This window comes from Nocardiopsis aegyptia (genome assembly GCF_013410755.1).
Taxonomy (GTDB): Bacteria; Actinomycetota; Actinomycetes; order Streptosporangiales; family Streptosporangiaceae; genus Nocardiopsis; species Nocardiopsis aegyptia.
This window is the reverse complement of record NZ_JACCFS010000001.1, coordinates 5573150-5598225: the sequence shown is the minus strand read 5'-3', so window position 1 is coordinate 5598225 and position 25076 is coordinate 5573150. Positions and strand designations below refer to the sequence as shown.

General features: G+C 72.9%; 22 protein-coding genes. 5 read left to right on the top strand and 17 right to left on the bottom strand.

Annotated features, from left to right (window positions below):
- From HNR10_RS25045 to HNR10_RS25025, 5 genes are all read right to left on the bottom strand, one after another.
- Nucleotides 1-636, bottom strand: coding sequence for a TetR/AcrR family transcriptional regulator (locus HNR10_RS25045; RefSeq protein WP_179827568.1), 636 nt, complete (start codon nt 634-636; stop codon nt 1-3).
- 24 nt (nt 637-660) lie between these two features.
- Nucleotides 661-1833 (bottom strand): acyl-CoA dehydrogenase family protein, encoded by a 1173-nt coding sequence (locus HNR10_RS25040; RefSeq protein WP_179827567.1) that lies wholly within the window; start codon nt 1831-1833, stop codon nt 661-663.
- A complete protein-coding gene (locus tag HNR10_RS25035) occupies nt 1830-4007 on the bottom strand; it encodes an ATP-binding protein (protein ID WP_312889412.1) in 2178 nt (725 codons plus the stop codon). The genes HNR10_RS25040 and HNR10_RS25035 overlap by 4 nt, the downstream gene beginning before the upstream one ends.
- Nucleotides 4008-4014: 7 nt before the next feature.
- Nucleotides 4015-5622 carry an acyl-CoA carboxylase subunit beta gene (locus HNR10_RS25030; RefSeq protein WP_179827566.1) on the bottom strand — a complete coding sequence of 536 codons (1608 nt, stop codon included), beginning with the start codon at nt 5620-5622 and terminating at the stop codon, nt 4015-4017.
- Between the two features lie 131 nt (nt 5623-5753).
- A complete protein-coding gene (locus HNR10_RS25025; RefSeq protein WP_218897993.1) occupies nt 5754-7520 on the bottom strand; it encodes an acyclic terpene utilization AtuA family protein in 1767 nt (588 codons plus the stop codon).
- 144 nt (nt 7521-7664) lie between these two features.
- Here HNR10_RS25025 and HNR10_RS25020 point away from each other — a divergent pair, with 144 nt between their 5' ends.
- The 3 genes from HNR10_RS25020 (at nt 7665) to HNR10_RS25010 (ending at nt 9821) form a co-directional block, all read left to right on the top strand.
- Nucleotides 7665-8171 (top strand): hypothetical protein, encoded by a 507-nt coding sequence (locus HNR10_RS25020; RefSeq protein ID WP_179827563.1) that lies wholly within the window; start codon nt 7665-7667, stop codon nt 8169-8171.
- Between the two features lie 123 nt (nt 8172-8294).
- Nucleotides 8295-8876: a hypothetical protein gene (locus HNR10_RS25015; protein ID WP_246406406.1), complete on the top strand. Its 582-nt coding sequence runs from the start codon at nt 8295-8297 to the stop codon at nt 8874-8876.
- A gap of 159 nt (nt 8877-9035) precedes the next feature.
- A complete protein-coding gene (locus tag HNR10_RS25010; protein WP_179827561.1) occupies nt 9036-9821 on the top strand; it encodes a class I SAM-dependent methyltransferase in 786 nt (261 codons plus the stop codon).
- Here HNR10_RS25010 and HNR10_RS25005 read toward each other — a convergent pair.
- Nucleotides 9805-10065: a hypothetical protein gene (locus tag HNR10_RS25005; protein ID WP_246406404.1), complete on the bottom strand. Its 261-nt coding sequence runs from the start codon at nt 10063-10065 to the stop codon at nt 9805-9807. The genes HNR10_RS25010 and HNR10_RS25005 overlap by 17 nt on opposite strands.
- Between HNR10_RS25005 and HNR10_RS25000 the strand changes: the two genes are divergently transcribed.
- Nucleotides 10057-10950 carry an aminotransferase-like domain-containing protein gene (locus tag HNR10_RS25000; RefSeq protein ID WP_312889411.1) on the top strand — a complete coding sequence of 298 codons (894 nt, stop codon included), beginning with the start codon at nt 10057-10059 and terminating at the stop codon, nt 10948-10950. The genes HNR10_RS25005 and HNR10_RS25000 overlap by 9 nt on opposite strands.
- 119 nt (nt 10951-11069) lie before the next feature.
- Here HNR10_RS25000 and HNR10_RS24995 read toward each other — a convergent pair whose 3' ends face one another.
- The 10 genes from HNR10_RS24995 to HNR10_RS24950 all read right to left on the bottom strand — a co-directional run bounded on the left by HNR10_RS24995 (nt 11070) and on the right by HNR10_RS24950 (nt 22014).
- Entirely contained in the window at nt 11070-12359 is a 1290-nt protein-coding gene (locus HNR10_RS24995) for a thymidine phosphorylase (protein WP_179827559.1), read from the bottom strand.
- 67 nt (nt 12360-12426) lie between these two features.
- On the bottom strand, nt 12427-12855 hold the full coding sequence (locus HNR10_RS24990; protein ID WP_179827557.1) for a cytidine deaminase: 429 nt from the start codon (nt 12853-12855) through the stop codon (nt 12427-12429).
- Entirely contained in the window at nt 12834-14096 is a 1263-nt protein-coding gene (locus HNR10_RS24985; RefSeq protein ID WP_179827555.1) for an ABC transporter permease, read from the bottom strand. Before HNR10_RS24985 ends, HNR10_RS24990 begins: the two co-directional genes overlap by 22 nt.
- Nucleotides 14093-15583, bottom strand: coding sequence for an ABC transporter permease (locus HNR10_RS24980; protein ID WP_179827553.1), 1491 nt, complete (start codon nt 15581-15583; stop codon nt 14093-14095). The genes HNR10_RS24985 and HNR10_RS24980 overlap by 4 nt, the downstream gene beginning before the upstream one ends.
- The gene (locus HNR10_RS24975) at nt 15580-17196 is read right to left on the bottom strand and encodes an ABC transporter ATP-binding protein (protein WP_179827551.1); all 1617 of its coding nucleotides are present in this window, start codon (nt 17194-17196) and stop codon (nt 15580-15582) included. Before HNR10_RS24975 ends, HNR10_RS24980 begins: the two co-directional genes overlap by 4 nt.
- Before the next feature lie 184 nt (nt 17197-17380).
- Nucleotides 17381-18430, bottom strand: coding sequence for a BMP family lipoprotein (locus HNR10_RS24970; protein WP_179827548.1), 1050 nt, complete (start codon nt 18428-18430; stop codon nt 17381-17383).
- A 312-nt stretch (nt 18431-18742) separates the two neighbouring features.
- Entirely contained in the window at nt 18743-19516 is a 774-nt protein-coding gene (locus tag HNR10_RS24965; RefSeq protein WP_179827546.1) for an alpha/beta fold hydrolase, read from the bottom strand.
- 137 nt (nt 19517-19653) lie between these two features.
- Nucleotides 19654-19992, bottom strand: a complete 339-nt coding sequence (locus HNR10_RS24960) for a biotin/lipoyl-containing protein (RefSeq protein ID WP_179827543.1) — start codon at nt 19990-19992, stop codon at nt 19654-19656.
- A gap of 7 nt (nt 19993-19999) precedes the next feature.
- The gene (locus tag HNR10_RS24955; protein ID WP_179827541.1) at nt 20000-21019 is read right to left on the bottom strand and encodes an alpha-ketoacid dehydrogenase subunit beta; all 1020 of its coding nucleotides are present in this window, start codon (nt 21017-21019) and stop codon (nt 20000-20002) included.
- On the bottom strand, nt 21016-22014 hold the full coding sequence (locus HNR10_RS24950) for a thiamine pyrophosphate-dependent dehydrogenase E1 component subunit alpha (protein ID WP_179827539.1): 999 nt from the start codon (nt 22012-22014) through the stop codon (nt 21016-21018). The genes HNR10_RS24955 and HNR10_RS24950 overlap by 4 nt, the downstream gene beginning before the upstream one ends.
- Before the next feature lie 854 nt (nt 22015-22868).
- Between HNR10_RS24950 and HNR10_RS24945 the strand changes: the two genes are divergently transcribed.
- On the top strand, nt 22869-23360 hold the full coding sequence (locus tag HNR10_RS24945) for an Lrp/AsnC family transcriptional regulator (RefSeq protein ID WP_179827537.1): 492 nt from the start codon (nt 22869-22871) through the stop codon (nt 23358-23360).
- A gap of 32 nt (nt 23361-23392) precedes the next feature.
- On the opposite strand, the gene HNR10_RS24940 is transcribed toward HNR10_RS24945, so the two are convergent.
- On the bottom strand, nt 23393-25075 hold the full coding sequence (locus HNR10_RS24940; protein ID WP_179827535.1) for a phospho-sugar mutase: 1683 nt from the start codon (nt 25073-25075) through the stop codon (nt 23393-23395).
- Between the last annotated feature and the right edge of the window lies 1 nt (nt 25076).

Sequence of the window (25076 nt, the reverse complement as noted above, 5' to 3'; positions counted from 1 at the left end):
CTAGCCCGTGTCCGGCGGCGCGTCCGTCGCGCCGGGAGGACGGGCCAGCACGCTGTCCAGGGTCAGGGCCCACTGGCGCACGATGCGCGCCCGCCGCGGGCCGTCGTCGGTGAGCAGGTTGGCCAGTCCGAGGCCGCGGGCGAGGTCCAGGGTGGCCTGCACCGTCTCGCGCACGCCGGGCACCGACTCGTCGGCGCCGAGCAGGTCCACCGCGGCCCGGTGCACCTCCCGCCCCATCCGTTCCTCCAGCGGCGTGATCCGTTCGCGCAGGACCGGATCGCTGGCGGCGGCCGCCCACAGCTGGAGGGCGGCGCGGAAGTCCACACCGCTGAAGGCGTCCACGACCATGCGCACCACGGCCTCGGTGCGCCCGGCGCCCTCGGGGACGGCGGCCACCCCGCGCCTGAGCTCCTCGCCGCGCCGGTCCAGCATGTGCCGCAGGGCGGCCAGCGACAGGTCCTCGCGGGTGGGGAAGTGGTGCTGGGCGGCGCCCCGGGAGACTCCGGCTTCCTCGGCCACCGCGCCCACGGTGGCTCCGGCCGCTCCGCGCTCGGCGAGCACGCGCACGGCCGCGTCCAGCAGCCGGGCGCGAGTCGCCCTGCTGCGTTCCTGCTGTGGTTCGCGCCCGGCGTCCACGTCGGCGCCCCTCCCGTCCTCGGCTCAGTACGACTTGGGCAGGCCGAGGGACTGCTGGGCCACGTAGTTGAGCACCATCTCCCGGCTGACCGGGGCGATGCGCGCCAGGCGCGCGGCGGCGATCGCCGCGCCGAGCCCGTACTCGCTGGCGAGGCCGTTTCCCCCGAGGGTCTGGACGGCCTGGTCGACCGCGTGCACGCACGCCTCGGCCGCCGCGTACTTGGCCATGTTGGCCGCCTCGCCCGCCCCCGCGTCGTCGCCGGCATCGTAGCGGAGGGCCGCGTGCTGGGTCATCAGGCGGGCCTGCTCCAGCTCGATCTTCACCTGGGCGAGGGGGTGGGCGAGCCCCTGGTGCGCGCCGATGGGCGTGTCGCGCCACACCTTGCGGTCCTTGGCGTAGGCGACCGCCCGTTCCAGGGCGTGGCGGGCCGAGCCGGTGGCCAGGGAGGCGGCCATGATGCGTTCGGGGTTGAGTCCGGCGAAGAGCTGGAGCAGTCCCGCGTCGGGGTCGCCGACCAGGGCGTCGTCGGGCAGGCGGACGTCGTCCAGGAACAGCTGGAACTGGTGGTCGGGGCTGACCAGGTCCATCTCGATGGGGCGGGCCTCGAAGCCGGGGGTGTCGGTGGGTACGGTGAACAGCGCGGCGCTGAGCCGGCCCGTGGACTCGTCCTGCACCCGGCCCACGACCAGGACGGCGTCGGCGACGTCGACACCGGAGATGAAGGTCTTGCGTCCGTCGAGCACCCAGCCGCCGCCGTCCCGACGGGCGGTGGTGGTGATGTTGTGGGCGTTGGATCCGGCGTCGGGCTCGGTGATGGCGAAGGCCATGATGGTCTCGCCCGTGGCCAGGCCGGGGAGCCACCGGCGGCGCTGGGCGTCGGTGCCGAACCGGGACAGCACGGTGCCGCAGATGGCGGGTGAGACGACCATCATCAGGGTGGGGCACCCGGCGGCGCTGAGCTCCTCCAGCACGGCGGCCAGGTCGCCGATGCCGCCGCCCCCTCCGCCGTACTCCTCGGGAATGTTGACGCCCAGGTAGCCCAGGCCGCCGGCCGCCCGCCACAGGTCGGTGAGGTAGGCGCCCTCCCTGGCCCTGGCTCTGTAGTAGTCGGAGCCGTACTCGGCGGCCAGTGCGGCGACCGCCGAGCGCAGTTGGACGCGTTCCGTCGGCTCGTTGAAGGTCATGGCAGCGGTCACGGGTTCGGCCCTTCGTGGTCGAGGACGTCGTGGTCGAGGACGGCGAGGAGCGCTCCGGCGGGCACCCTCTGGCCGGGCGCGACCGGGAGGTCCCGGACGGCGCCGGCCGCGGGCGCGGTGACGCGGTGCTCCATCTTCATGGCCTCCAGGCGCAGGAGGGTCTGGCCCTCGCGGACCTTCTCGCCCACGGACACGTCCACGGCCGTCACGGTGCCGGGCATGGGCGCGGGCAGGGCGCCGGGGGCGACGGCGGGCTCGGGGGCCGGGAGCGGGTCGACGGGGGTGAGGGCGACCGAGCCCAGGGGCGAGTCGACGAACACCTCGCCGCCGGCGCGGTGGACGGTGAAGGTGTGGCGCAGACCGTCGGCCTCCAGGACCACGTGGTCGGTGGCGGCGGCGAGCACGCGCACGCCGGGAGGGTCGGGGACGTAGGCCCCGCGCACGCTGCGGTAGGAGGCGGTCGTCACCGGTCCACTGGTCACGCGGGTCACTTCCGAGTCGGTCCCACCGTTCCCACCGGGTGCTCCCGAGCCGTCGGTCCCGCCTGGCACCCGCCCATCGCCGGTCCCGGTGACGGTGTACCGGCGCGTGTGCGGCTGGGACGGCAGGTTGCGCCAGCCGGCGGGCACGCCCGCGGGGACGGTGGCGCCGGTGCGGGTCGCCTCGGCCTCGGCGAGGGTGGCCGCGAGCGCGGCCAGGCCGCGGGTCGCCGGGTCGGCCAGCGGCTGGGCCAGGGCGGTGAGCCGGTCCCCGGTCAGGTGGCCGATGTGCAGCCGCGCGGGTGCGGTGTGGGCGTCGGCGAACGCGGGGTGCCGCAGGGCCCGCACGAGCAGATCGCGGTTGGTGCCCACGCCGTGGACGCGGGCGTCGGCGAGCGCGCCGACGAGGCGGCGCACGGCGTCGCGGCGGTCGTGGCCGAACGCCACGACCTTGGCGAGCAGCGGGTCGAAGTCGGTACCGACGGTGTCGCCGGGTTCGACGCCGCTGTCCAGGCGCACTCCAGGCACTGTGAGCGGGGCGCGGCGGACGGTGGCGGCCGGCACCTCGAAGGTGTGCAGGGTGCCCGTGCGCGGACGCCAGTCGTCGAGCGGGTCCTCCGCGTACAGGCGCGCCTCGACGGCGTGTCCGCGCGGGGCGGGCGGTCCGCCCGGGGGCAGGGGCTCGCCCTCGGCGATCCGGATCTGCCACTCGACCAGGTCGAGGCCGGTGACGCACTCGGTGACGGGGTGCTCGACCTGCAGGCGGGTGTTCATCTCCAGGAAGACGGGTTCGCCCAGGGGGTCGGCGCCCTCGCCGACGGGCACGAGGAACTCGGCGGTTCCGGCTCCCGTGTAGCCGATGGCGCGGGCCAGGCGGCGGGCGGCCTCGTGCAGGCGTGTGCGCAGGGTGTCGGGCAGGCCCGGGGCGGGGGTCTCCTCGATCACCTTCTGGTGGCGGCGCTGCACGGAGCAGTCGCGCTCGCCCAGCGCCCAGACCGTGCCGTGGGTGTCGGCCAGGACCTGGACCTCGACGTGGCGGCCGCGTTCGACGTAGGGCTCGCAGAACACGGCGGGGTCGCCGAAGGCCGACGCCGCCTCGGCGCGGGCCGCGGCGGCCTCGGCGGGCAGGTCGGCGAGGTCGCGGACCACGCGCATGCCGCGGCCGCCGCCTCCCGAGACCGCCTTGACCAGGACCGGCAGGTGCTCGGGGCGGACGTCCTCGGGGTCCAGGGCGGCGGCGACGGGCACCCCGGCCTCGCGGGCGACGTCCTTGGCGCGGGTCTTGGCGCCCATCCGCTCGATGGCGTCGGCCGCGGGCCCCACCCAGGTGAGTCCGGCCGCCGTGACGGCGCGGGCGAGGGCGGGGCTCTCGGACAGGAACCCGTACCCGGGGTGCACGGCGTCGGCTCCGGCGGTGCGGGCCGCCGCGACGAGGGCGTCGGGGTCCAGGTAGGCGGCGACCGGGCCTCTGCCCGCGGGGACGGGCAGGCGGACCGCGGTGTCGGCCTCGGCCACGTGCGCGGCGGCGGCCTCCTCGGGGGTGTCGGCGTACACGGCGACGGTGGCGATGCCCAGGGTCCGGCACGTGCTCAGGATCCGGCGGGCGATCTCACCGCGGTTGGCGACGAGCAGTCGGGTGACGGGGGCGGGGGGTGCGGAGTCGGTGGCGGGCACGGGCCCGGGTAGGTCGTTCACTCTGGCCTCACATGCGGAAGACGCCGAAGCGGTCGGTACCGGTCACGGGTGCGTTGTGGGCGAAGGACAGGCACAGGCCCAGGACGGTGCGGGTGTCGCGGGGGTCGATGACGCCGTCGTCGTAGACCCGGCCGGACAGGAACAGGGGCAGCGACTCGGCCTCGATCTGCCGTTCGACCATCTCGCGCAGGGCCACGTCCTGGTCCTCGTCGAAGGGCTCGCCGCGGCGGGCCGCGGACTGGCGGGCGACGATCGACAGGACCTCGGCGAGCTGGCGCGGGCCCATGACGGCCGAGCGGGCGCTGGGCCAGGCGAACAGGAAGCGGGGGTCGTAGGCCCGCCCGCACATGCCGTAGTGCCCGGCACCGTAGGAGGCGCCGATCAGCACGGAGAAGTGCGGGACGGTGCTGTTGGAGACGGCGTTGATCATCATCGCGCCGTGCTTGATGATGCCGCCCTGCTCGTACTCGCGGCCGACCATGTAGCCGGTGGTGTTGTGCAGGAAGACCAGCGGAGTGTCGGCGCGGTTGGCGAGCTGGATGAACTGGGCGGCCTTGTGCGCCTCGGCGCTGAACAGCACGCCGTGGTCGTTGGCCAGGATGCCCACGGGGTAGCCGTGCAGGTCGGCCCAGCCGGTGACGAGTCCGCGGCCGTAGGAGGGCTTGAACTCGTCGAAGGCCGAGCCGTCGACGATCCGCGCGATGACCTCGCGCGGGTCGACGGGCACCCGCAGGTCGGGCGGCATCACGCCGAGCAGTTCCTCGGCGGGGTGGAGGGGTTCCGGCGCGGACCCGGCGGGGCGCCGGGAGGCCGCGGGTCTTCGGTGGTTCAGGCGGGCGACGATCCGGCGGCCGATGCGCAGGGCGTCGTGCTCGTCCTCGGCCAGGTGGTCGGCGAGCCCGGAGACCTCGGCGTGCATGCGCGCCCCGCCCAGGGACTCGTCGTCGCTGTCCTCGCCGGTGGCCGCCCGGACCAGCGGCGGTCCGCCCAGGAACACCTTGGAGCGGTCCCGCACCATGACCACGTGGTCGCTCATACCGGGGATGTAGGCGCCCCCGGCGGTGGAGTTGCCGAAGACCAGGGCGATGGTGGGCACCCCGGCGGCGGAGAGCCGGGTCAGGTCGCGGAAGGTGCGTCCGCCGGGGACGAAGATCTCCTTCTGCGTGGGCAGGTCGGCGCCGCCGGACTCCACGAGGCTGATCAGCGGCATGCGGTTGGCCTCGGCGATCTCGGCCGCCCGGGCCGACTTGCGCAGGGTCCACGGGTTGCTGGAGCCGCCGCGCACGGTGGGGTCGTTGGCGACGACGACGCACTCGACACCGGAGACGACGCCGACGCCCGTGACGACGCTCGCGCCGACGTGGAAGTCGGAGCCCCAGGCGGCCAGCGGGGACAGTTCGAGGAAGGGGCTGCCCGTGTCCAGGAGCAGTTCGATCCGTTCACGGGCGAGGAGTCCGCCGCGGGCGCGGTGGCGTTCGACGTAGCGCTCTCCCCCGCCGGCCAGGGCCTTGGCGTGCTCGGCGTCGATCTCCGCGAGCTGGGTGAGCATGGACTCCCGGGCCTCGGCGTAGTCGGACGAGGAGGTGTCCAGGCGAGTGGAAATCACTGGAGCCATCGGCTCTCCGTTGAGGGTGGTAGCCCCACCGTTCCGCGAAGCGGACTCCGGGGCGATGACGGGAGACGGGTGGGCTGGAGCCATCGGCTCTCCGTTGAGGGTGGTAGCCCCTCTGCGGGGGGTGGGGGCGGTCACGGCCGTCGCACCTCGCGTCCGGGCGGCGGTGGCGGCGGCAGCAGGTCCTCGGGAACCAGCACCCGCCGTGCGCGCAGCCACTCCCCCAGTCCCTTGGCCTGGGGGTCCGGGCCCTCGCGGCGCGCGCTTCCGGGAGCCAGCAGCCCCTCGATCCAGAAGTTGGCGGCGTGCAGGTTCGGCAGCAGGTGGCGGGTGATCTTGAGGTCGGCGGTCTCGGGCAGGAGTTCGCGCAGCAGGTCCGCGGTCAGCGTGTGGGCCAGCCAGGGCCAGGCCCGGGCGTCCCGCGCCCACACGCCCAGATTGGCGTCGGCGCCCTTGTCGCCGCTGCGGGCGCCCAGCACCGCGCCCAGGGGCGCCTCGCGCAGGGGCGCGGCGGCGGCCGGGGGCGGCGGCAGCGGCGGTTCGGGGACATCCGTGACGACCTGGGTGCGCACCGGGTGCGGCACGGTCGTCTGGTCCCCGTCGGGCAGCACCACGGTGTGCTCGACCTCGTCGGCGGGGACCAGCGCGTGGGTGACGGCGACCCCGTCGGGGCGCGCCTCGCGCGGCGGTGCCGTGAGGTGGAGGCCCGCGTAGCTCGCCAACGCCAGTTCGACCGCCGCGGCACCGAAGGAGCGGCCGACCGTGGCGGGGTCGTGATCGCGGGCGACCACGCGCAGTCGGGCTGTCGCCGCGTCCTGGGTGGCGCCGTGCGGGTCCTCGGCGGGCACGAACTCGAAGCTCAGGTCGCCCGGGCGGCGGTGGTCCAGGGCCGCGCGCAGCTGGGTCTCGGCGAGGTCGGCCTTGGCGCGGGCGTCCAGGCCGGTGATGAGGAACTCGACCTCGTTGCGGAAGCCCGTGAGGCCGGTCAGCCCCACCTTGAGGTCGGGCGGGGGCGCCTCGCCGCGTGTACCGCTGAGCCGGACCCGGTCGGGCCCCTCCTGGGTGAGGCGGACGGTGTCCAGTCGCGCGGTGACGTCGGGGCCGGGGTAGCGGGGGCCGGCCACCTCGTAGACGAGCTGGGCCGTGACGGTCCCGGTGGTGACCGCGCCCCCGGTGCCGGGGTGCTTGGTGATGACGGAGGTGCCGTCGGCGTGGATCTCGGCGAGGGGGAAGCCCGGGTGGTCGAGGCGGTGTCCGGCGCGCAGCAGGTCGTCGGCCAGGGCGTAGTTGCCGCCGGTGGCCTGGGCGCCGCACTCGATCACGTGTCCGGCGACCGTGGCCCCGGCGAGGGCGTCCAGGTCGGCCCCCGTCCAGCCGAAGTGGGAGATGGCGGGCCCCACGGCCAGGGAGGCGTCCGTGACGCGCCCGGTCACCACGATGTCGGCGCCCGCATCGAGGCAGGCCGCGATGCCGAAGGCCCCGAGGTAGGCGTTGGCGGTCAGGGGCGATCCCAGGTGCAGCTCCTCGGCGCGGTGCAGGAGGTCGTCGCCCGTGACGCAGGCGATGCGGGGGTCGAAGCCGAGGCTCTCCGCGAGTTCGGTGAGGCGTTCCGCGAGCCCTCGGGGGTTGAGGCCGCCCGCGTTGGTCACCACTCTGATGCGGCGCTCCATGACGAGCGCGAGGCACTCGCGCATCTGGCGCAGGAACGTCCGGGCGTAGCCGCGGGAGGGGTCGGCGAGCTGGTCGCGGCCGAGGATGGCCATCGTCAGTTCGGCCAGGTAGTCGCCGGTGACGACATCGACCGGTCCGCCCTGGAGCATCTCGCGGACGGCGGCGAGGCGGTCTCCGTAGAAGCCGGAGGCGTTCCCGACCCGCAGCGGGGGCGCTGGTGTCGCAGTCATGGAGATGAGAGTGACACCGGACACACCAAAAAACAAGCATCGGTGATTGTTTTGACCGGAGTGATCACGGTATGGCCGAATGTGGCCACAGAGAGTGGGTTGCCTGCCTCGGACGCGGGGAGAGCGGCACGATAGTTTGGCGCCGTGAGTACCTCCAAGGAAGACACCAGCACCCCCGGTGAGGCCCCCTCCTCCTCCGCTGCCCCCGGCGAGGCCTCCACCTCCGCCTCCCCCACATCCCCCACATCCCCCGACACGTCCGACGCGCGCGGGGCCTTCGTCTCCGGCGCGCCGCTCTCCCCCGTTCCCGCCCTGGGCGGGGTGTTCTCGGCGGAGAGCTTCAGCGGGCTGGGGCTGCTCCTGCTGGGGCCCGTCGTCGTGAACTCGCGCCTGTTCACGCTGTTCGCCTGGTTCGGGCTGACCGACGCCGGAACGGCCACGGCGGAGGAGGTCGCGCTCTTCAACGCCGAGATCACCGTGGCGGGCGGCCTGAGCGCCCTGGCCGTGCTGGTCGGCGCGCTCTCGTTGTTCCTGGGCAACGCCCGGACCCGGGCCTGGGCCCGGTGGGGCGCCTCGGCCACGGTGCTGGCGGGGACGGTGTTCGTCATCCTCGCCGTCGTGACCCTGGTGAGCGTTCCCGACGCCGGTTAGCGTCCCGCCGAGGGACCTGCCGGGCGGTGGACGAGCACGTCACCCGACCGAAGAGCGACCGCTCTACGATGACCAGGCGATTCTTAGGCGCGGTTTACCACAAGTCGTGGGTACGTTGGCGGCGTGAGCACCTCACCAGAAAACAACAGTCCCACTGACAACACTCCGCAGCCCGACGAGGACGCGGCGGCCACCGACGGCTCGGCCGCCCCGGCCGAGCCCACCACCACGGGGGAGCCGACCGCCTCGGAGGAGGTGGCCGCGGAGGAGGCGGACGCGACCGGGGAGGCCGCGACCGGGACGGAGGAACCCGCCACCGCGACCATGGTCGAGCCCCGCCCCGGCGGCGCGCTCTCCGCTGAGACCTTCAGCCTGGTCGCCCTCTTCATGCTCATCCTGACGATGCTCTCCGGCCGACTGGTCGAGCTCTTCGCCACCGTGAGCTCCATCGGCGACCAGCAGGTCGCCGCCGCGCAGGTGGCCCAGCTCAACACGCAGATCACCACCAGCGGCGCGATGGCCGCCATCACGGTCCTCTTCGCCGTGCTCGCGCTCGTGCTGTCCGGCGCGGGAACCCGCACCTGGGCCCGCTGGACCGCCACGGCGACGCTGATCACGGGCCTGCTGTTCGTCGCCGTCGCGGTCGCGACCTACGTCATGGTCCCGGTCGGCGTGGAGCAGCCCCCGATGATGCCGATGGGCTGACACCGACGCCACGGGCCCGGCTCGCCCGAGCCGGGCCCGTCGGGTCCCCGCGACACCCGGGCAGGGCCGCGCGTCCGTTCCACGGAGTGTCCCACCTGCTACAACCGGAACGGTGTACACGGTGCGACGGCACCGGAACCGGCTCCGAGAGGGACACCCATGGCAACGAGGACGCCCGCATCCCTTCGTGTGAACCGAGCCTCCTGGCTGCACAGGATCCAGCAGGCGGCGCGCCATCCCGAGCGCGTCCTGCCGTACGTCCGGCGCGGCGCGCGCGACCTGCGCCTGCGCCTCCTGCACCGCGACCACGTCGCCTACTACCGGGCGGTGATGGCCGCCGACACCGCGCGCGACCCGAAGGCGGCCGTGGGCAGCCGGAACGAGGAGCGGTGGCTCGCGCTCGGCAAGATGCAGTTCGACTACCTGGTCGAGCACGGGCTGCGGCCGGAGCACCGGTTCCTGGAGATCGGCTGCGGAAACCTGCGGGCGGGCTGGCGCGTCATCTCCCACCTCGACCCCCACCGCTACTACGGGATCGACATCTCGCCCGACATCGTGATCGAGGCCAAGAAGGAGCTGGTCGCGCGGGGGCTCCAGGACAAGCTGCCCCACCTGACCGTCACCGGTGACCTCACCTTCGACTTCCTGCCCGACCACCACTTCGACGTGGTCCACGCGCACAGCGTCTTCTCCCACTCGCCCATCGAGGTGATCGACGAGTGCCTGGCCCACGTCGGCCGCGTCCTGGCCCCCGGCGGCTTCTTCGACTTCACCTTCAACCGCACCCAGGGCACCGAGCACCACGTCCTGCGGGAGGACTTCTACTACCGGACGAGCACGCTCCTGTCCCTCGCCGAGCGGCACGGGCTCACCGCCCGGTTCATGCAGGACTGGGAGGAACGGCCGCACCGCCAGTCGAAGATCCGGGTCACCGCACCCGCCTGAGGCCGCCACCGCGCAGTGCGACCAGGGCCAGGACCCCGGCGGCGGACGCCATGACCGCGCCCAGCACCCACCATCCGGGCGCCCCCGCGGTGAGCACCAGCGGCAGGGCGAGCGCCGAGCCCAGGATGCGGGCGACGGACCCGGCCATGCCGAACACCGCCTGGTACTGGGCCTGCAGGTCATCCGGGGCCCGGCGCAGGGCCAGGTGCCAGGCGGACGGCCCCGCCGCCACCTCGTGGGGCACGGATTCGGTGACCTGCTCGCCCTGGTCTGCCGCTCGCTGGGGGAGCGGGGCGCACGGGTGGTCGCGGTGGAGGAGTACGGGCACGGGCGGCATCGGCGGATCATCCGCGCCCACGGGCTCCGCACGGCCGCGCTGCCGGTGGACGGGGACGGCGCGGACGTCTCCCGGTTGGAGGAGTGCGGCGCCGACGCGGTCCTGCTCACCCCGGCTCACCAGTTCCCCACCGGTGTACCCCTGTCCGCCGAACGTCGGGGGCGATTGGTGCGGTGGGCACGGCGCACGGGCGCGCTGATCGTGGAGGACGACTACGACGGCGAGTTCCGGTTCGACCGACGAGCGATCGGCGCACTCCAGGCCTTGGCTCCCGACCACGTGCTCTACGCGGGGACCGCCAGCAAGGCGCTCGCGCCCGGGATCGGGCTGGCGTGGGCGGTGGCGCCACCGTCGCTGCTGCCCGAACTGATGGAGGCCCGGGGGACGGCGGGCGGCGGCCAGGACGCGGTCAACCAGCTCGCACTCGCGGAGTTCGTCCGCGGCCACGACTACGACCGCCATGTGCGGCGCCTGCGCCACCTGTACCGGTCGCGCAGGGAGGCCGTGGACGCCGCCGTCACCGACCGCCTTCCGGACTGCCGGGTCACCGGCCTGCGCGCGGGGCTGCACTGCCTGGTCGAACTACCGGACGGTGTGCGGGAGGACGTGGTCGAGGCCGAGTCCGCCCGGCGCGGGCTCGCTCTGGAGGGGCTCGGACGGTTCGCCGAGGGCTCGGCGGGGGCGCGACGCCCGGGCGTGGTCGTCGGTTACGGAGCCCCGCGCGCCCACCGGTTCCCGGAGGCGCTGGCGGTGGCGGCCGCCTCCATCCGTGCCGCCCGCGCCGGGCGGTGACGGTCCCCCGGGTCGGGTGCCGGCGGGGCGGGCCGTTCCCCGGGCGGCGGCCGCCCTCGGTCACGCAGGGGCCGCGCCGGCCCGGGGTCAGGCGCGGCCCCGGCCGGGTCGCCCCGGAGTCAGGCGACGCGGTCGATGACCAGCGGGCGCTCCTCGAAGGCGACGTCGGCCCCGATGTCGAAGGCGCCCTCCAGGGCCTGGGCGGCGCGGTCGAAGCGCTCGGGCTCGTCGGCGTGCAGCGTGAACAGCGGTTCGCCCGCCGCCACCCCCTCACCGGGCTTGGCGTGCAGGGTGACCCCCGCGCCGAAGGACACCGCGTCCTCCTTGCGGGCCCGGCCGGCGCCCAGGCGCCAGGCGGCCAGCCCGACCTGGTAGGCGTCCAGGCGGGTGAGCGTGCCCGAGGCGGGGGCGAGCACCACCCGGCGCTCGGCCGCCACCGGCAGCGGCGCCGCGGGGTCGCCGCCCTGCGCCCGCACCAGCGCCTCCCACGAGGCCAGCGCGCTGCCGTCGCGCAGCGCCTCCGCCGGATCCTTCACGCCGTTCTCACCGGGGGTGAGACCCGCCGCGGCGAGCATCTCGCGCGCCAGCTCCACGGTCAGCTCCACGACGTCGGCCGGACCGCCGCCGGAGAGCACCTCCACGGCCTCGGCCACCTCCAGCGCGTTGCCCACCGCGCGCCCCAGCGGCGTGCCCATCTCGGTGAGCAGGGCGACCGTGCGCACCCCGTTGTCGTTGCCGATGTCCACCATCGTTCGGGCGAGTTCGCGGGCCGAGGCGGCGTCCTTCATGAACGCACCCGATCCCACCTTGACGTCGAGTACCAGCGACCCGGTGCCCTCGGCGAGCTTCTTGCTCATGATGGAGGCCGCGATCAGCGGGATCGACTCCACGGTGCCGGTGACGTCGCGCAGCGCGTAGAGCCTGCGGTCCGCCGGGGCCAGCCCCGGTCCGGCCGCGCAGATCACGCCGCCGGTGGTGTCCAGCACCCCGCGCATCTCCTGGGGCGAGAGCTCCGCCCGCCACCCGGGGATGGACTCCAGCTTGTCGAGCGTGCCGCCGGTGTGGCCGAGTCCGCGCCCCGACAGCTGCGGCACGGCCGCCCCGCAGGCGGCGACGGTCGGGGTGAGCGGCAGGGTGATCTTGTCGCCCACACCGCCGGTGGAGTGCTTGTCGGTGGTGGGCCGGTCCAGGTCGGAGAAGTCCAGCCGGTCGCCGGAGGCCAGCATCGCCAGGGTCCAGCGGCTGACCTCGGCCCGGTTCATCCCCCGCAGGTAGATCGCCATGGCCAGCGCCGACATCTGCTCCTCGGCGACCTCGCCGCGGGTGTAGGCGGCGATCACCCAGTCGATCTGCTCCGGGCTCAGCTCCGCCCCGTCGCGCTTGGCGCGGATGACCTCGATGGCGTCCATGTCAGTGCCCTTCGTGAACGAAAGAAGGGCGTCCCCCCGGCGGTACCGGGGGGACGCCCAGTGCGGATCAGGCGAGGTTGTGCGGTCCGAAGGCCTGCGGCAGGACCCGGTCCAGGGTCCAGACGCCCTCGGGCGTGTCGATCAGCAGGTCCGGACCGCCGTGCTCGAAGAGCAGCTGGCGGCAGCGCCCGCACGGCATCAGGGCCTCGCCGCGCCCGTCGACACAGGCGAACGCGGTCAGCCGGCCGCCGCCGGTCGCGTGCAACGCGCTGACCAGTCCGCACTCGGCGCACAGGCCCACCCCGTAGGAGGCGTTCTCCACGTTGCAGCCGGTGACGACCCGGCCGTCGTCGACCAGCGCCGCCGCCCCCACCGGGTACTGCGAGTAAGGGGCGTAGGCGTGTCCCATGGCCTCCCGGGCCGCCTCGCGCAGTGCGGCCCAGTCCACGGATCCGTGCGTCGGTGACGTGTCGGTCATGAGCGGCTCGCCCTCCACTGCTTGCCGATGGCCGCCGGCGGTCGCAGCCTCTGGGAGGCCAGCGACAGCACCAGCAGCGTGGTGATGTGCGGGCTGTAGGTCGCCAGCTCGCGCGGCAGCGAGTCGGTGGTGAAGTACCAGGCCAACAGCAGCACACCGGCCACCACACTGGCGACGGCGATCCCCTTGCGGTCCTTGCGGACCTGCCAGACCGCCACCACCAGCAGCACGGCCGCCAGGAGCAGCAGCAGCGCGTGGATGGCCTCGCCGCCGCCGCGCAGCTGCAGCGCGTCGGTGTAGCCGAACAGACCGGCGCCCATGGCGACGCCGCCGGGCCGCCAGTTGCCGAAGATCATCGCGGCCAGACCGATGAACCCGCGACCGCCCGTCTGCCCCTCCTGGTAGATGTTGGAGGCCACCAGCGCCAGGAACACACCGCCCATGCCCGCCAGACCGCCGGACACCACGACCGCGACGTACTTGAGGCTGTAGACCCGCACACCGAGGGATTCCGAGGCGTCGGGGTTCTCGCCCACCGAGCGCAGCCGCAGGCCGAACGCGGTCCGCCACAGCACGAGGTAGGTCAGCGGGATCATCAGCAGCGCCACGAGCGTCAGCGCCGACATGCGGGTGGTCAGGCCGACCACCACCGAGGCGAGGTCGCTGACCAGGAACCAGCCGCGGTCGGCGACCGGCCCCAGCGCCTCGCCCACGAACGGCAGGCCGAGCGTGGGGAAGCCCGGTGTGCTCGGCGACTGGGCCGCGCCCGCTCCGGGCACGTCCGAGTACAGCAGGATCGACATGTAGCGCATCGCGCCGAGCGCGAGGATGTTGATCGCCACACCGGAGACGATGTGGTCCACGGCGAACGTCACCGTGGCCACGGCGTGCAGCAGGCCGCCCGCCATGCCGCCCAGGACGCCGGCCAGCAGGCCGATCCAGGGGCTGTCGAAGGCCCAGGCGAAGTAGGCACCGAACCAGGTGCCCAGGATCATCATGCCCTCGAGGCCGATGTTGATCACGCCCGCGCGCTCGGCCCACAGGCCGCCCAGACCGGCCAGGCCGATGGGCACCGCGAAGGTGAGCGTGGTGTTGATCGTGCCCGCGTCGATGAGCATGTCCTGGCCGGTGATGACCCGCAGTCCCGCGAGGGACACGAACACCGCGCCCACCAGGGACAACAGGCGCCAACGGCCCAGCCCGGTGGAGCGGGCCGCCGGCCTGCGCACCGGTTCCATCACGTCGAGTTCCTGGCTCACTTCGCCTCACCGCCACCCGTGGTCTCGACGGTGCCGTCGAGTTGTCGACCGATCTGCTGCTGCTGGTAGCGCCGGCCCCAACGGTGCACGACCTCGTAGACGACCACGACGGTGAGCACGATGGTGGCCTGCGCGATGACCGCGATCTCCTGCGGGATGGCGTCGAAGGGCAGGATGCCCGCCGCCTGGTTCAGGAAGGACCAGAACAGGGCGGCGAAGACGATACCGACCGGGTGGTTGCGGCCCAGCAGCGCGATCGCGATGCCGATGAAGCCGATCCCGGTCGGGAAGTCCAGCGCGTAGTAGTGCGAGCTCCCGAGCAGCTGGGGCAGGCCCACCAGCCCGGCGACCATGCCCGAGAAGAGCATGGACAGGAACACCATCTTCTTGACGTTGACGCCGCTGGCCTCGGCGGCCGACTGCGACTGGCCGGTGGCCCGCAGCTCGAAACCGAAGCGCGTGCGGTTGAGCATCACCGAGTAGGCGACGCCGACCGCGGCGGCCAGGAACACCAGGCCGAAGATCTTGTGGTCCGAGCCGAGGAAGCCCGCGGGGATGCCGGGCACCCACGAGGACTCCTCCATCGGCGGGGTGCCGATGTTGTTGGTGCTGATCTGCACCGCGAGCCGGTCGGTGCTCAGCAGGTAGGCGGTGATGCCGGTGGCGATGGCGTTGAGCATGATCGTGGAGATCACCTCGGACACGCCCCGCGCCACCTTCAGGTACCCGGCGATCCCCGCCCAGGCGCCGCCCACCGCCACGGCCGTGACGATGACGACGATCTGGCTGATGACCGGCGGCATGATCAGGTAGCCGCCGACGGCCGCCGCGAGCAGCGCCGCGAGCCGGTACTGGCCGTCCACGCCGATGTTGAACAGCTTCATCTTGAAGCCGATCGCCACGGCCACGGCGGCCAGGTAGTACGTGGTGCTGTCGTTGATGATCTGCACCATGCTGTCGGGCCGTGTCCCGTACTCCAGCATGCGCGCGAAGGTGGCCGTCGGGGGGATCCCGCTGAAGAACAGGACCGCGGCGGTGACGGCCGTGGCGATCACACCGGCGACCATGACCGCGGCGAAGGACAGGGCCAGCATCGCGCCCAGCCGGTGGAACAGCACGAACGCCAGCGCCGAGCCGATGAGGCCGCCCAGGGCGGCCGCGACCGGCTCGATGAGCTGCAGGTCCAGCAGCCACGCGGACAGCAGGCCGCCGGCCACCGACAACGCCAGGGCGATCGGGACGACCAGGGTGTTGTGGAGGGCCGTGCCCTCCTCCCGGGTGCCGTCGGCTCCGCTCCGGAACTCCTCCGGCACCATGTTCCGGGTCAGGCCCACGAACGCGAAGGCCACGACGACGCCGATGATGAGCGCGGCCCACCAGAGCAGCCCCATGTCGACGACGAAGGTGACCGCCGTGCCCAGCACTGCGGCGATGGCCAGGGCGGCCGGGCCCGGAAGGCTCCGGGCGGGGCGGTTCGCGTCAGTCATGCTCCGCCCCCGTTCTCGTTTCGGTCGGCACCGTCTGCACCGTCAGCACCGCTGTCACCTTCTGTTGGACCGTCCTCCCCGTGCAGGCCGGCGCCGGTCATGGCGGAGCCCAGCTGTTCGGGGGTGACGGTGGTCGGGTCGGCCTGGGCGACCAGGCGGCCGCGCAGGATCACGTGGAGGGTGTCGGACATGCCGATCAGCTCGTCGAGGTCGGCCGAGACCAGCAGGACGGCCAGCCCGGCGGCCCGCGCCTCGCGCAGCTGCTCCCAGATCGCGGACTGGGCCCCCACGTCCACACCCCGCGTGGGGTGCGCGGCGACCAGGAAGCGCGGCGTGCCGCTCATCTCCCGGCCGATGATGAACTTCTGCTGGTTGCCGCCGGAGAGCGCGTCGGCGATCACGTCGATGTTGGGCGTGCGCACGTCGTACTCTTCGACGATCCGTTCGGAGTCGGCGCGCGCCCCCGCCTTGTTGATCCAGCGCCCGCGCACACTGGGCGCCTTGGTCTGGTGGCCCAGGATGCGGTTCTCCCACAGCGGGGACTCCAGCAGCACGCCGTGCCGGTGGCGGTCCTCGGGGATGTAGCCGACACCGGCCTCGCGCACCTTGAGCGTGGACCAGCCGGTGATGTCCTGGCCCTCCAGGGCGATGGAGCCGGAGGAGACGGGCCGCATGCCCATGATCGCCGCGATCAGCTCGGACTGGCCGTTGCCCTCGACGCCCGCGATGCCGACGATCTCGCCCCGGTGGATGTCGACGCTGACGCCGTCCACGACGGGCCGGCCGTCGGGGGCGGCGACGGTGACGCCGTCCAGGGACAGGACCACGTGGTCGGTCACCGTGGACTCGCGCAGCTCGGGGACGGGCAGCTCGCCGCCGACCATCAGCGTGGCCAGCTCGCGGGCGGTGGTGGCGCCGGGGTCGGCGGTGGCCACGGTGGTGCCCCGCCGGATGACGGTGATCTCGTCCGCGACGGACAGGACCTCGTCGAGCTTGTGCGAGATGAAGATGACGGTGAGGCCCTCGCGCTTGAGCTCGCGCAGGTTGTCGAAGAGCTCGTCGACCTCCTGCGGGACCAGCACCGCGGTGGGCTCGTCGAGGATGATCGTCTTGGCGCCGCGGTAGAGGACCTTGAGGATCTCCACGCGCTGGCGGTCGCCGACGCCCAGGTCCTCCATCAGACGGTCGGGGTCGACCCCGAGCCCGTACTGGTCGGACAGCTCCTGGATGCGGGCCCGTGCGCGGCGGCCGATGCCGTACTCGCGCTCGGCGCCCAGGACCACGTTCTCCAGCACGCTGAGGTTGTCGGCGAGCATGAAGTGCTGGTGCACCATGCCGATGCCGTGCCTGATGGCGTCGGAGGGCGAGTGGAAGCGCACCTCCTGGCCCCGGATGAGGATGCGTCCCTCGTCCGGGCGGTGCATGCCGTAGAGGGTCTTCATCAGGGTGGACTTGCCAGCCCCGTTCTCGCCGACGATGGCGTGCACGGTACCGGGAGCCACGGTGATGTCGATGTCGTGGTTGGCCACGACGCCGGGAAAACGCTTGGTGATCCCGTGCAGCTCAACGGCGGGAGGACCGGAGGTCTCCACGCCCGATGGCGTGCTGCTCATCTGTCTCCTTGTGGGAATCGCGGCGGGGCGGGGCCCGCTCCGGGCGCGCCCGCCGCCGGCGCGGAACGGCGACCGGGGCGGCACCGGCCGCGGGATCCCTCCCGTGTCCGGTGCCGCCCTCGGGTGTGTGCGACGGCCCCGCGCGGGGGTGTTGCCCCCTGGCGCGGGCCGCGCACGGTTCACGCTACGGCGTGGACGAGACCTCGATCTCGCCGTCGATGATCTGCTGCTTGAGCCCGTCCAGCTCCTCCTCGATCGGGCTGATCAGCTCCTCGTTGGACTTGGTGTAGTCCACGCCGCCGTCGGCCAGGTCGAAGCGCTGGATGCCCGACTGCGGGTCGCCCTCCACGACGGACTCGATCATCTCGAAGACGGCCACGTCCACCTGCTTGATGGCGGAGGTGAGGACGTAGGGCTTCTGGGACTCCTCGGCGTTCTCGTACTGGTCGCTGTCGACACCGACGAAGAGGAAGTCGTTCTCCTCGGCGGCCTGCAGGACACCGTTGCCGGAAGCGCCGGCCGCGTGGTAGATGACGTCGGCGCCGCGGTCGTACTGGGCCTGGGCGGCCTCGCGGCCCTGGGCCGGGTCGGAGAAGCCGCTGAAGTCCGGCGGCTGGCTCAGGTAGTCGATCTCGATGTTGATGTCGGAGTCGACGTGCTCCACGCCCTGGACGAACCCGGCCTCGAACTTCTGGATCAGCGGGGTCTCCACGCCGCCGATGAAGCCGACGTGGTCCTCCTCGGTGGACAGCGCCGCGGCGGCACCGGCCAGGAAGGAGGCCTGCTCCTCGGCGAAGACCAGGCTGGTGACGTTGTCGATGCCCTCGATCTCGGAGTCCACGATCGCGAAGTGGACGTCCGGGTAGTCGGCGGCCACGGACTCGACGGACTCGGCGTAGGCGAACCCGACGGCGATGACGACGTCGAAGCCCTCCTCGGCCATGGTGGCCAGGCGGTCGGCCTTGGCGGACTCGGCCTCGCCGTCGCTCGGCTCGAAGTCACGGGTCTCCACGCCCAGCTCCTCGGCCGCGCGCTCCAGACCGCGGTAGGCGGAGTCGTTGAACGAGCGGTCTCCACGACCGCCGACGTCGTAGGCCAGCCCCACGCGGACGTCGGAGGACTCCTCGCCCTCCGTCTCGGAGCCGCTCTCCCCGGCCGGGTTGTCGCATGCGGTGAGGGCCAGCACACTCGCTGCCGCGATCGCGGCGAACTTGGCTGCGTTCCTGCGCTTCACTTCGGTAACTCTCCCCTTCGCCCTCTCAGCGGCCCACATTCGCGCGGAACCGACCTGAGTTCTGCTGCCGGACAATATCCGCTGGCCGAAAGTACACCTAACCAACGGGCGGAGTTGTTATGAAGGCGAGAGCAGAGCGACACGGGTCCTTACTCGGAAGTTACCAAGAGCACACTCGGACGGGCCAACCCGGAATCGGGAGACCGTTTTCGACCTCCTGTTCCCCCTTCCTGGCAGCCACTACCACCCCGCGCGCCCGGCAGGTCACCGAACGTGCCGAGACGCACGTCACCGCGACCGGTCTAGACCGGCCTACCCAACCGGCGGAGCGTCTCCGGCGCCCCGCCCATGGGCCCGCTCCCCCAGGAACTCCACGACGGCCTCCTTGAAGGCCCGCGAGGAGACCGCGTTGGCGTGGTCCCTCCGCGGAACCTCCACGTACGTCCCGCCGCAGCGCGACGCCAGGCCCTCCGCGCCCGCGGCGAGGGTATCCCGGGCCCCGGAGACCAGGAGGACGGGCACGCCGACGGGGAGCGGATCGGCGCCGAAGGGGCGCGAGGCCTGACCCCGGGCGCAGGCGGCCAGGGCCGCGGGGTCGTTGCCCGGCAGCGCGGCGACCGTGCGGAAGACATGGTCGAAGGGGGTGTCGCCGGAGCCCGGATCGGACAGGTCGGTGCCGGCGAAGGCGTCGCCCGGGCCGAAGCCGCCCAGGACCAGGGAGCGCACCCGGCCGGGGTGCCGCAGGGCCAGCTCCCAGGCCAGGCGGGCGCCCATGGAGTAGCCCACCGCGTCCACCCGGGCCACATCCAGCTCGTCGAGCATCGCGACCAGGTCGGCGACGTAGTGTTCGGGCAGGTAGGAGCCGCTGTCGGCGGGCTTGTCGCTGGCGCCGTGGCCCCGCAGGTCGGGCCCCAGGACGCGGCGCCCGGCGTCCGCCAGGGCCTGGGTCCAGCCCGTGGCGCGCCAATTCATGTCGAAGGTGGTGCCGAAACCATGCAGGAGAAGGACGGGGACCGCCTCGCCCGGCTCCTCCGGCCGCAAATCCACATAGCGCATTGTTACGTCTCCGGCGAGATTCGCGGTCATGATTCCTTCTGTCCTTTGCCAGGGTCGGAGAATGATCCGAAAAATCCGAAGGACCATTCAGATGTTCCTATAAAAGAACCGCCCGGAAGGCCGCCCGGTTCGTGGACACGTCCAGTCCGGGCGGCCGGCGGGGAAAGTCAGTCCGTGGGCGGCTTGAGCCGAACGCGACGGGCCGGCCTGGCCTCCTCGGTGGGCACGCGCCCCACGATCCCCGCCTGCGGCGCGTCCGCCTCGACGGCGAAGGTGACCAGGGGCGCGCCCACGGCCACGACCTCGTCCTCCTCGGCGTGCAGCTCCACGATCCGCCCCTCCTTGGGCGAGGGGATGACCACGGCCGACTTGGTCGTCTCCACCTCCACCAGCGGGGCGTTGCGCTCGACGCGGTCGCCCACGGCGACCTGCCACTCCAGGACGGTCGCCTCGACCAGGCCCTCGCCCAGGTCCGGAAGCGTGAAGGTGACGTTCTCTTCTGCCATGGTCGGTCTAGTACTCCAGGGTCCGTTGGACCGCGAACAGGACGCGGTCGATGGTCGGAAGGTACTGCGGTTCGAGGGGTCCGGCGGGGTAGGGCACGTCGAATCCGGTGACGCGCTGGACCGGCGCGGCCAGGTCCCGGAAGCAGTTCTCGGTGACCAGGGCGGCCACCTCGGCGCCCAGGCCCGCGGTGAGCGGGGCCTCGTGCACGACCACCGCGCGCCTGGTCCGGGAGACGGACGCGGCGAGTCCGGCGGCGTCGATCGGCTTGAGCCACCGCAGGTCCAGCACCTCCAGGTCGACGCCGTCCTCGGCGGCCAGTTCGGCGACCTTCAAGCACCGGTGCACCATCGCGCCCCAGGCGATGAGCGTGGCGTGACGGCCGTGGCGGACGATGCGGCTGGTCCCGATGGGGTCGGTGGGTTCGCGCAGTTCGACCGGGCCTCGGTCCCAGTAGCGCGCCTTGGGCTCCATGTAGACGACCGGGTCGTCGCTGCGCACCGACTGCAGCAGGAGGCTGTAGGCCTCGGCGGCGTCGGAGGGCACCGCGACCTTGAGCCCGGGCGTGTGCGCGAAGAGCGCCTCCAGGCTCTCCCCGTGGTGCTCGGGGGCCTGGATCCCGCCGAAGGACGGCAGGCGCAGGGTGATCGGCATGGGCGCGGCGCCGCGAGTCCGGTAGTTCATGCGTGCGACCTGGTTGACGATCTGGTCGACGGCCGGATAGGCGAAGCCGTCGAACTGGAGCTCGGGGACGGGCCGCCAGCCGTTCATGGCCAGGCCGACCGCCATGCCCATGATGGCGGACTCGGCCAGGGGCGTGTCGAAGACGCGCTGGTCGCCGAACTCCTTCTGCAGGCCGTCGGTGACGCGGAAGACTCCACCGAGCGCGCCGACGTCCTCGCCGAAGACGAGGGTGGAGGGGTCCTCGGCCAGGAGGACGCGCAGGGCGCGGTTGATGGCCTGCTGCATGGACAGTTCGACCGTGGGGGGCTCGGTGGTGGCGTCGTCGCGCTCGATCAGCTCGGTCACAGCTCGACCTCTTCCTGCCAGGTGCGGCGCTGCCGGGACAGCTCCTCGGTGGTCTCCCGGAAGACGTGGGTGAACAGTTCGGACCCGTCCGGCTCGGGCGCGGCGGCGACGCCGTCGCGGATCCGTGCCGCCTCTTCGCGGGCGCGGGCGTCGTCCTCGGCCAGGTCCGCCTCCGCGGCGTGCCCGGCGGCGAGCAGGGCGTCGCGCAGGAGGGCGACGGGGTCGCGCTCGCGCCAGCGGGCGGTCTCGGCCTCGTCGCGGTAGCGGGTGGGGTCGTCGGAGGTCGAGTGGGGCTCGACACGGTAGGTGAGCGCCTCGATGACGGTGGGTCCGTCCCCCCTGCGCGCACGGGCCACGGCCTCGGCGGTGGCCTCGTGGACGGCGCCGGCGTCGTTGCCGTCGACCAGCACGCCGGGCAGGCCGTAGCCCTCGGCGCGGGCGGCGACCGAACCGCCGGCGACCTGGCGGTCGTTGGGGACCGAGAGCGCCCACTGGTTGTTCTGGCAGAAGAAGACGACCGGGGCCCGGAAGACGCCGGCGAAGTTCATCGACTCGTGGACGTCGCCCTCGGAGCTGGCGCCGTCGCCGAAGTAGGCCAGGGCGACGCCGTCGTCGCCGCGCAGCCGCTCGCCCACCGCCCAGCCGACCGCGTGCGGGACGGGACCGCCGACGACGGCGTTGACGGCGCCGAAGCGCGAGGCCATGACGTCGTAGAGGCCGCCGTGCCAGAGGGCGCGGTGGGTGGCCATGTACCCGACCATCTCCACGCCGTAGGCGAGGGCGGCGGCCATCTCGCGGTAGGTCGGGAAGACGAAGTCGCGCGCGGGGTCCAGGGCCGATGCGCTGGCGACCTGGGCGGCCTCCTGGCCCCGGACCGAGACGTAGGCGGGGAAGACGCCCTGGCGCTGCAGGGCGATGGCCTCGGTGTCGAGGTCGCGCGCGGTCCGCATGTGACGGTAGAGCGCACGGGTGAGGTCGGCGGGCAGATGGTCCACGGCGATCGATCCGTCGCCGGTGGAGGTCTTCCCGTGAGGGCCGTGGGGTGCCTGAGGGCCGTGGGGTGCCTGAGGGCCCTGGGGCGATGGCGGGCGACGGTCGGAGACTTCCGGACGCGCAGCGTCTCCGTTGAGGGGGTTAGCCCCACTCTTCCCGTGAGGGCCCTGGGGCGATGGCGGGCGACGGGTGGGCATGCGAGCGGCTCCCAACGTGGCCCCGTCGCTGGCGCGGTCAGGGCTCGGGGTGGTTCACGGTCTACTCCCTGATTCTCCGCAAGACTCGACAGATGCGCTAGATATCCGCTCATAGTTGATACATACGAGCACCAGTCAGGGCTTCTTGTTCGCAAGCGTCCAGAATGAGGGACACTCTGAGCCCGAAAAGGACACCACGGCCTTTACACCCACGAACCAGCACCGATCGCCCCTCGAGGGACGCACCCGGTGACCGGCTGGACCAGAACGGCCATGGTGGCGCTCCCACCTACCAGTCGTCGACGAAATGGCCGATAAATGCGACGAACAGTCCCGAAAACGGCGTGGGGCGAGATCTTCTGCCATGTTCTTCACGGCCCGGTGTAGTTACTCACCAGTCAGGGAAACCCCCCTCCCATCGCGGGCATCCACCCATGAGTACAGTCAGACGCCCGGCGCGCTCCCCGGCACGTCGGGCCAGCACGGGGCCCAGCGCCCGCTCCGCCCGACCCCCCGACCCGGTCCGCATTCCGGTCCATCCGTCTCGCCACATGAGACGACAATGGACGAAAACAACGTTTACCTGGTAGTTCGTTAGCCCCCGTCAATGACGACACCAGGGGTCACAGCTACGACAAGAGCACACGAGGAGCACGCACATGGCCATGGGCGAACAGCGCAGGAACGGCCGGCGGCCGGATACGACCGACCAGACCATCCTCAGCGCGCTCGCCAAGGACGCGCGAACCGGGATCACGGAGATCGCCGCACTCGCGAACGTCTCCCGGGCCACCGCCTACAACCGGATCAAGCGGCTCACCGACGAGGGCGTCATCCGCGGGTACTCCGTGGTGACCGACCACTCCAAGATGGGTCTCGGGGTCACCGCTCTCGTGCTCATCTCCGGCAGCCAGCCCGACTGGAGGGCCAACAGGGAGATCCTGTCCTCCTACCCGGAGATCGAGTACTGCTGGTACGTGGTGGGATCCGCCGACATCGTCCTGCTCGTCCGCGTCGCCAACACCAACCAGCTGCGCGATCTGATCCTGACCCGCCTGCAGTCGCTCCCCGGTGTGACGTCCACCCAGACGCTCACCGTCATCGACGAGGTCGTACACCGACCGGTCGTGGAGCCCACGACGACCGACTAGGGCATGCCCGGCGGAGACCCACCGGTCCCCGATCACGCACTGACCGCACCGGCGACCGAGGCCATCAGCTCGGACAGCAGTTCCGAGCCGCGCGCGCGGGTGGCCGCCACGTCGCCGTCCACGTCCAACACCACCTCGACGTAGGCCTTCAGCTTGGGCTCGGTTCCCGAGGGCCGCAGCGTCACGCGTCCCCAGACGCTGCCCTCCAACCGGAAGCGCAGCGCGTCGGTCGGCGGCAGATCCCCGCGGCCACCGGCGAAGTCATCGACTCCCGCGACCTTCAGGGGGCCGAACGCGGCGGGCGGTTCGGCGCGCAACCGCCGCATCGCCGCGGCGATGACCGACAGGTCGTCCACCCGCACCGACAGCTGGTCGCTCAGGTGCAGCCCGTACCGTCGGGCCTGCGCGTCGAGCAGGTCGACCAGGGTCAACCCCTCACGCCTGGCACCCGCGGCCAGGGCCGCCACGACCAGCGCCGCGCTGATCCCGTCCTTGTCGGACACCGGACGGCCGCCGTCCCCGCCGACGCAGTACCCCAGGGCCTCCTCGAAGCAGAACACCCGCCGCTGCCCCGGTGCCCCGGCCCGTGCCAGCCACTTGAACCCCGTCAGGGTCTCCTCGTAGTGCACACCGCGGTCCGCCGCGATCTTGCCGAGCAGGCTGGAGGAGACGATCGAGGTGGCCACCACCCGGTCCGGCCCGGAGGTGTGGTCGAGCACGTACTCCGCCAGCAGCCCGCCGACCTCGTTGCCGGTGAGCAGCCCGTGCCCGGGTACGGCCACCGCCAGGCGGTCGGCGTCGGGGTCGTTGGCGATCACCAGGTCCGCCCCCGCCGCCTCCCCCTCGGCCGCGGCCATGTCCATGGCGCCCGGCTCCTCGGGGTTGGGGAACTCCACGGTCGGGAAGTCGGGATCCGGGTCGAACTGGGCGGCGACCACGGCCGGGCGGGCGAAACCGGCCCGTTCCATGGCGCGGAGCAGCACCCGCCCGCCCACGCCGTGCATGGCGGTGTAGGCCGTGGAGAGGTCGCGTTCGGTGCCCAGCGGCAGCGCGGTGACCGCGTCCAGGTAGCGCTCCACGGCCTCCTCGCCCAGCACGGTCCAGTCCTCGCCCAGGGGCAGCGAGCCGACCGGGCCGACGGCGTCGATGGCCGCGGCGATCTCGGTGTCGACCGGGGAGACGATCTGCGCCCCGGCGTCGGGGCCGGTACCGCCGACGTAGACCTTGTAGCCGTTGTCCTGCGGCGGGTTGTGGCTGGCCGTCACCATGATCCCGGCGTCCGCGCCCAGGTCGCGCACGGCGAAGGCCAGCACGGGTGTGGGCAGCGGCCCGGGCAGGACCGACACCCGGTGCCCGGCCCCGGTGAGCACGGCCGCGCTGTCGGCCGCGAAGTCGGCGGAGCGGTGCCGGGCGTCGTAGCCGACGACCACGTGCCGGCCGCCGCCGAGCCGGCCGCCCAGCCAGGCGCCGATCCCGGCGGCGGCCCGCATGACCACCGCCCGGTTCATCCGGTTGGGTCCGGCGCCGAGGGCCCCGCGAAGGCCGGCCGTGCCGAACTCCAGGCTCGCGGCGAAGCGGTCGGAGAGGTCGGCCAGCGCGGCCCGCCCTCCGTCCTCGGCCAGGGCCAGCAGCCCGGCCAGTTCGGCGCGTGTGTCGGGGTCGGGGTCCTGGTCGAGCCAGTCCCGGGCCCGGGTGAGGAGTTCGGCGTCGGTCATC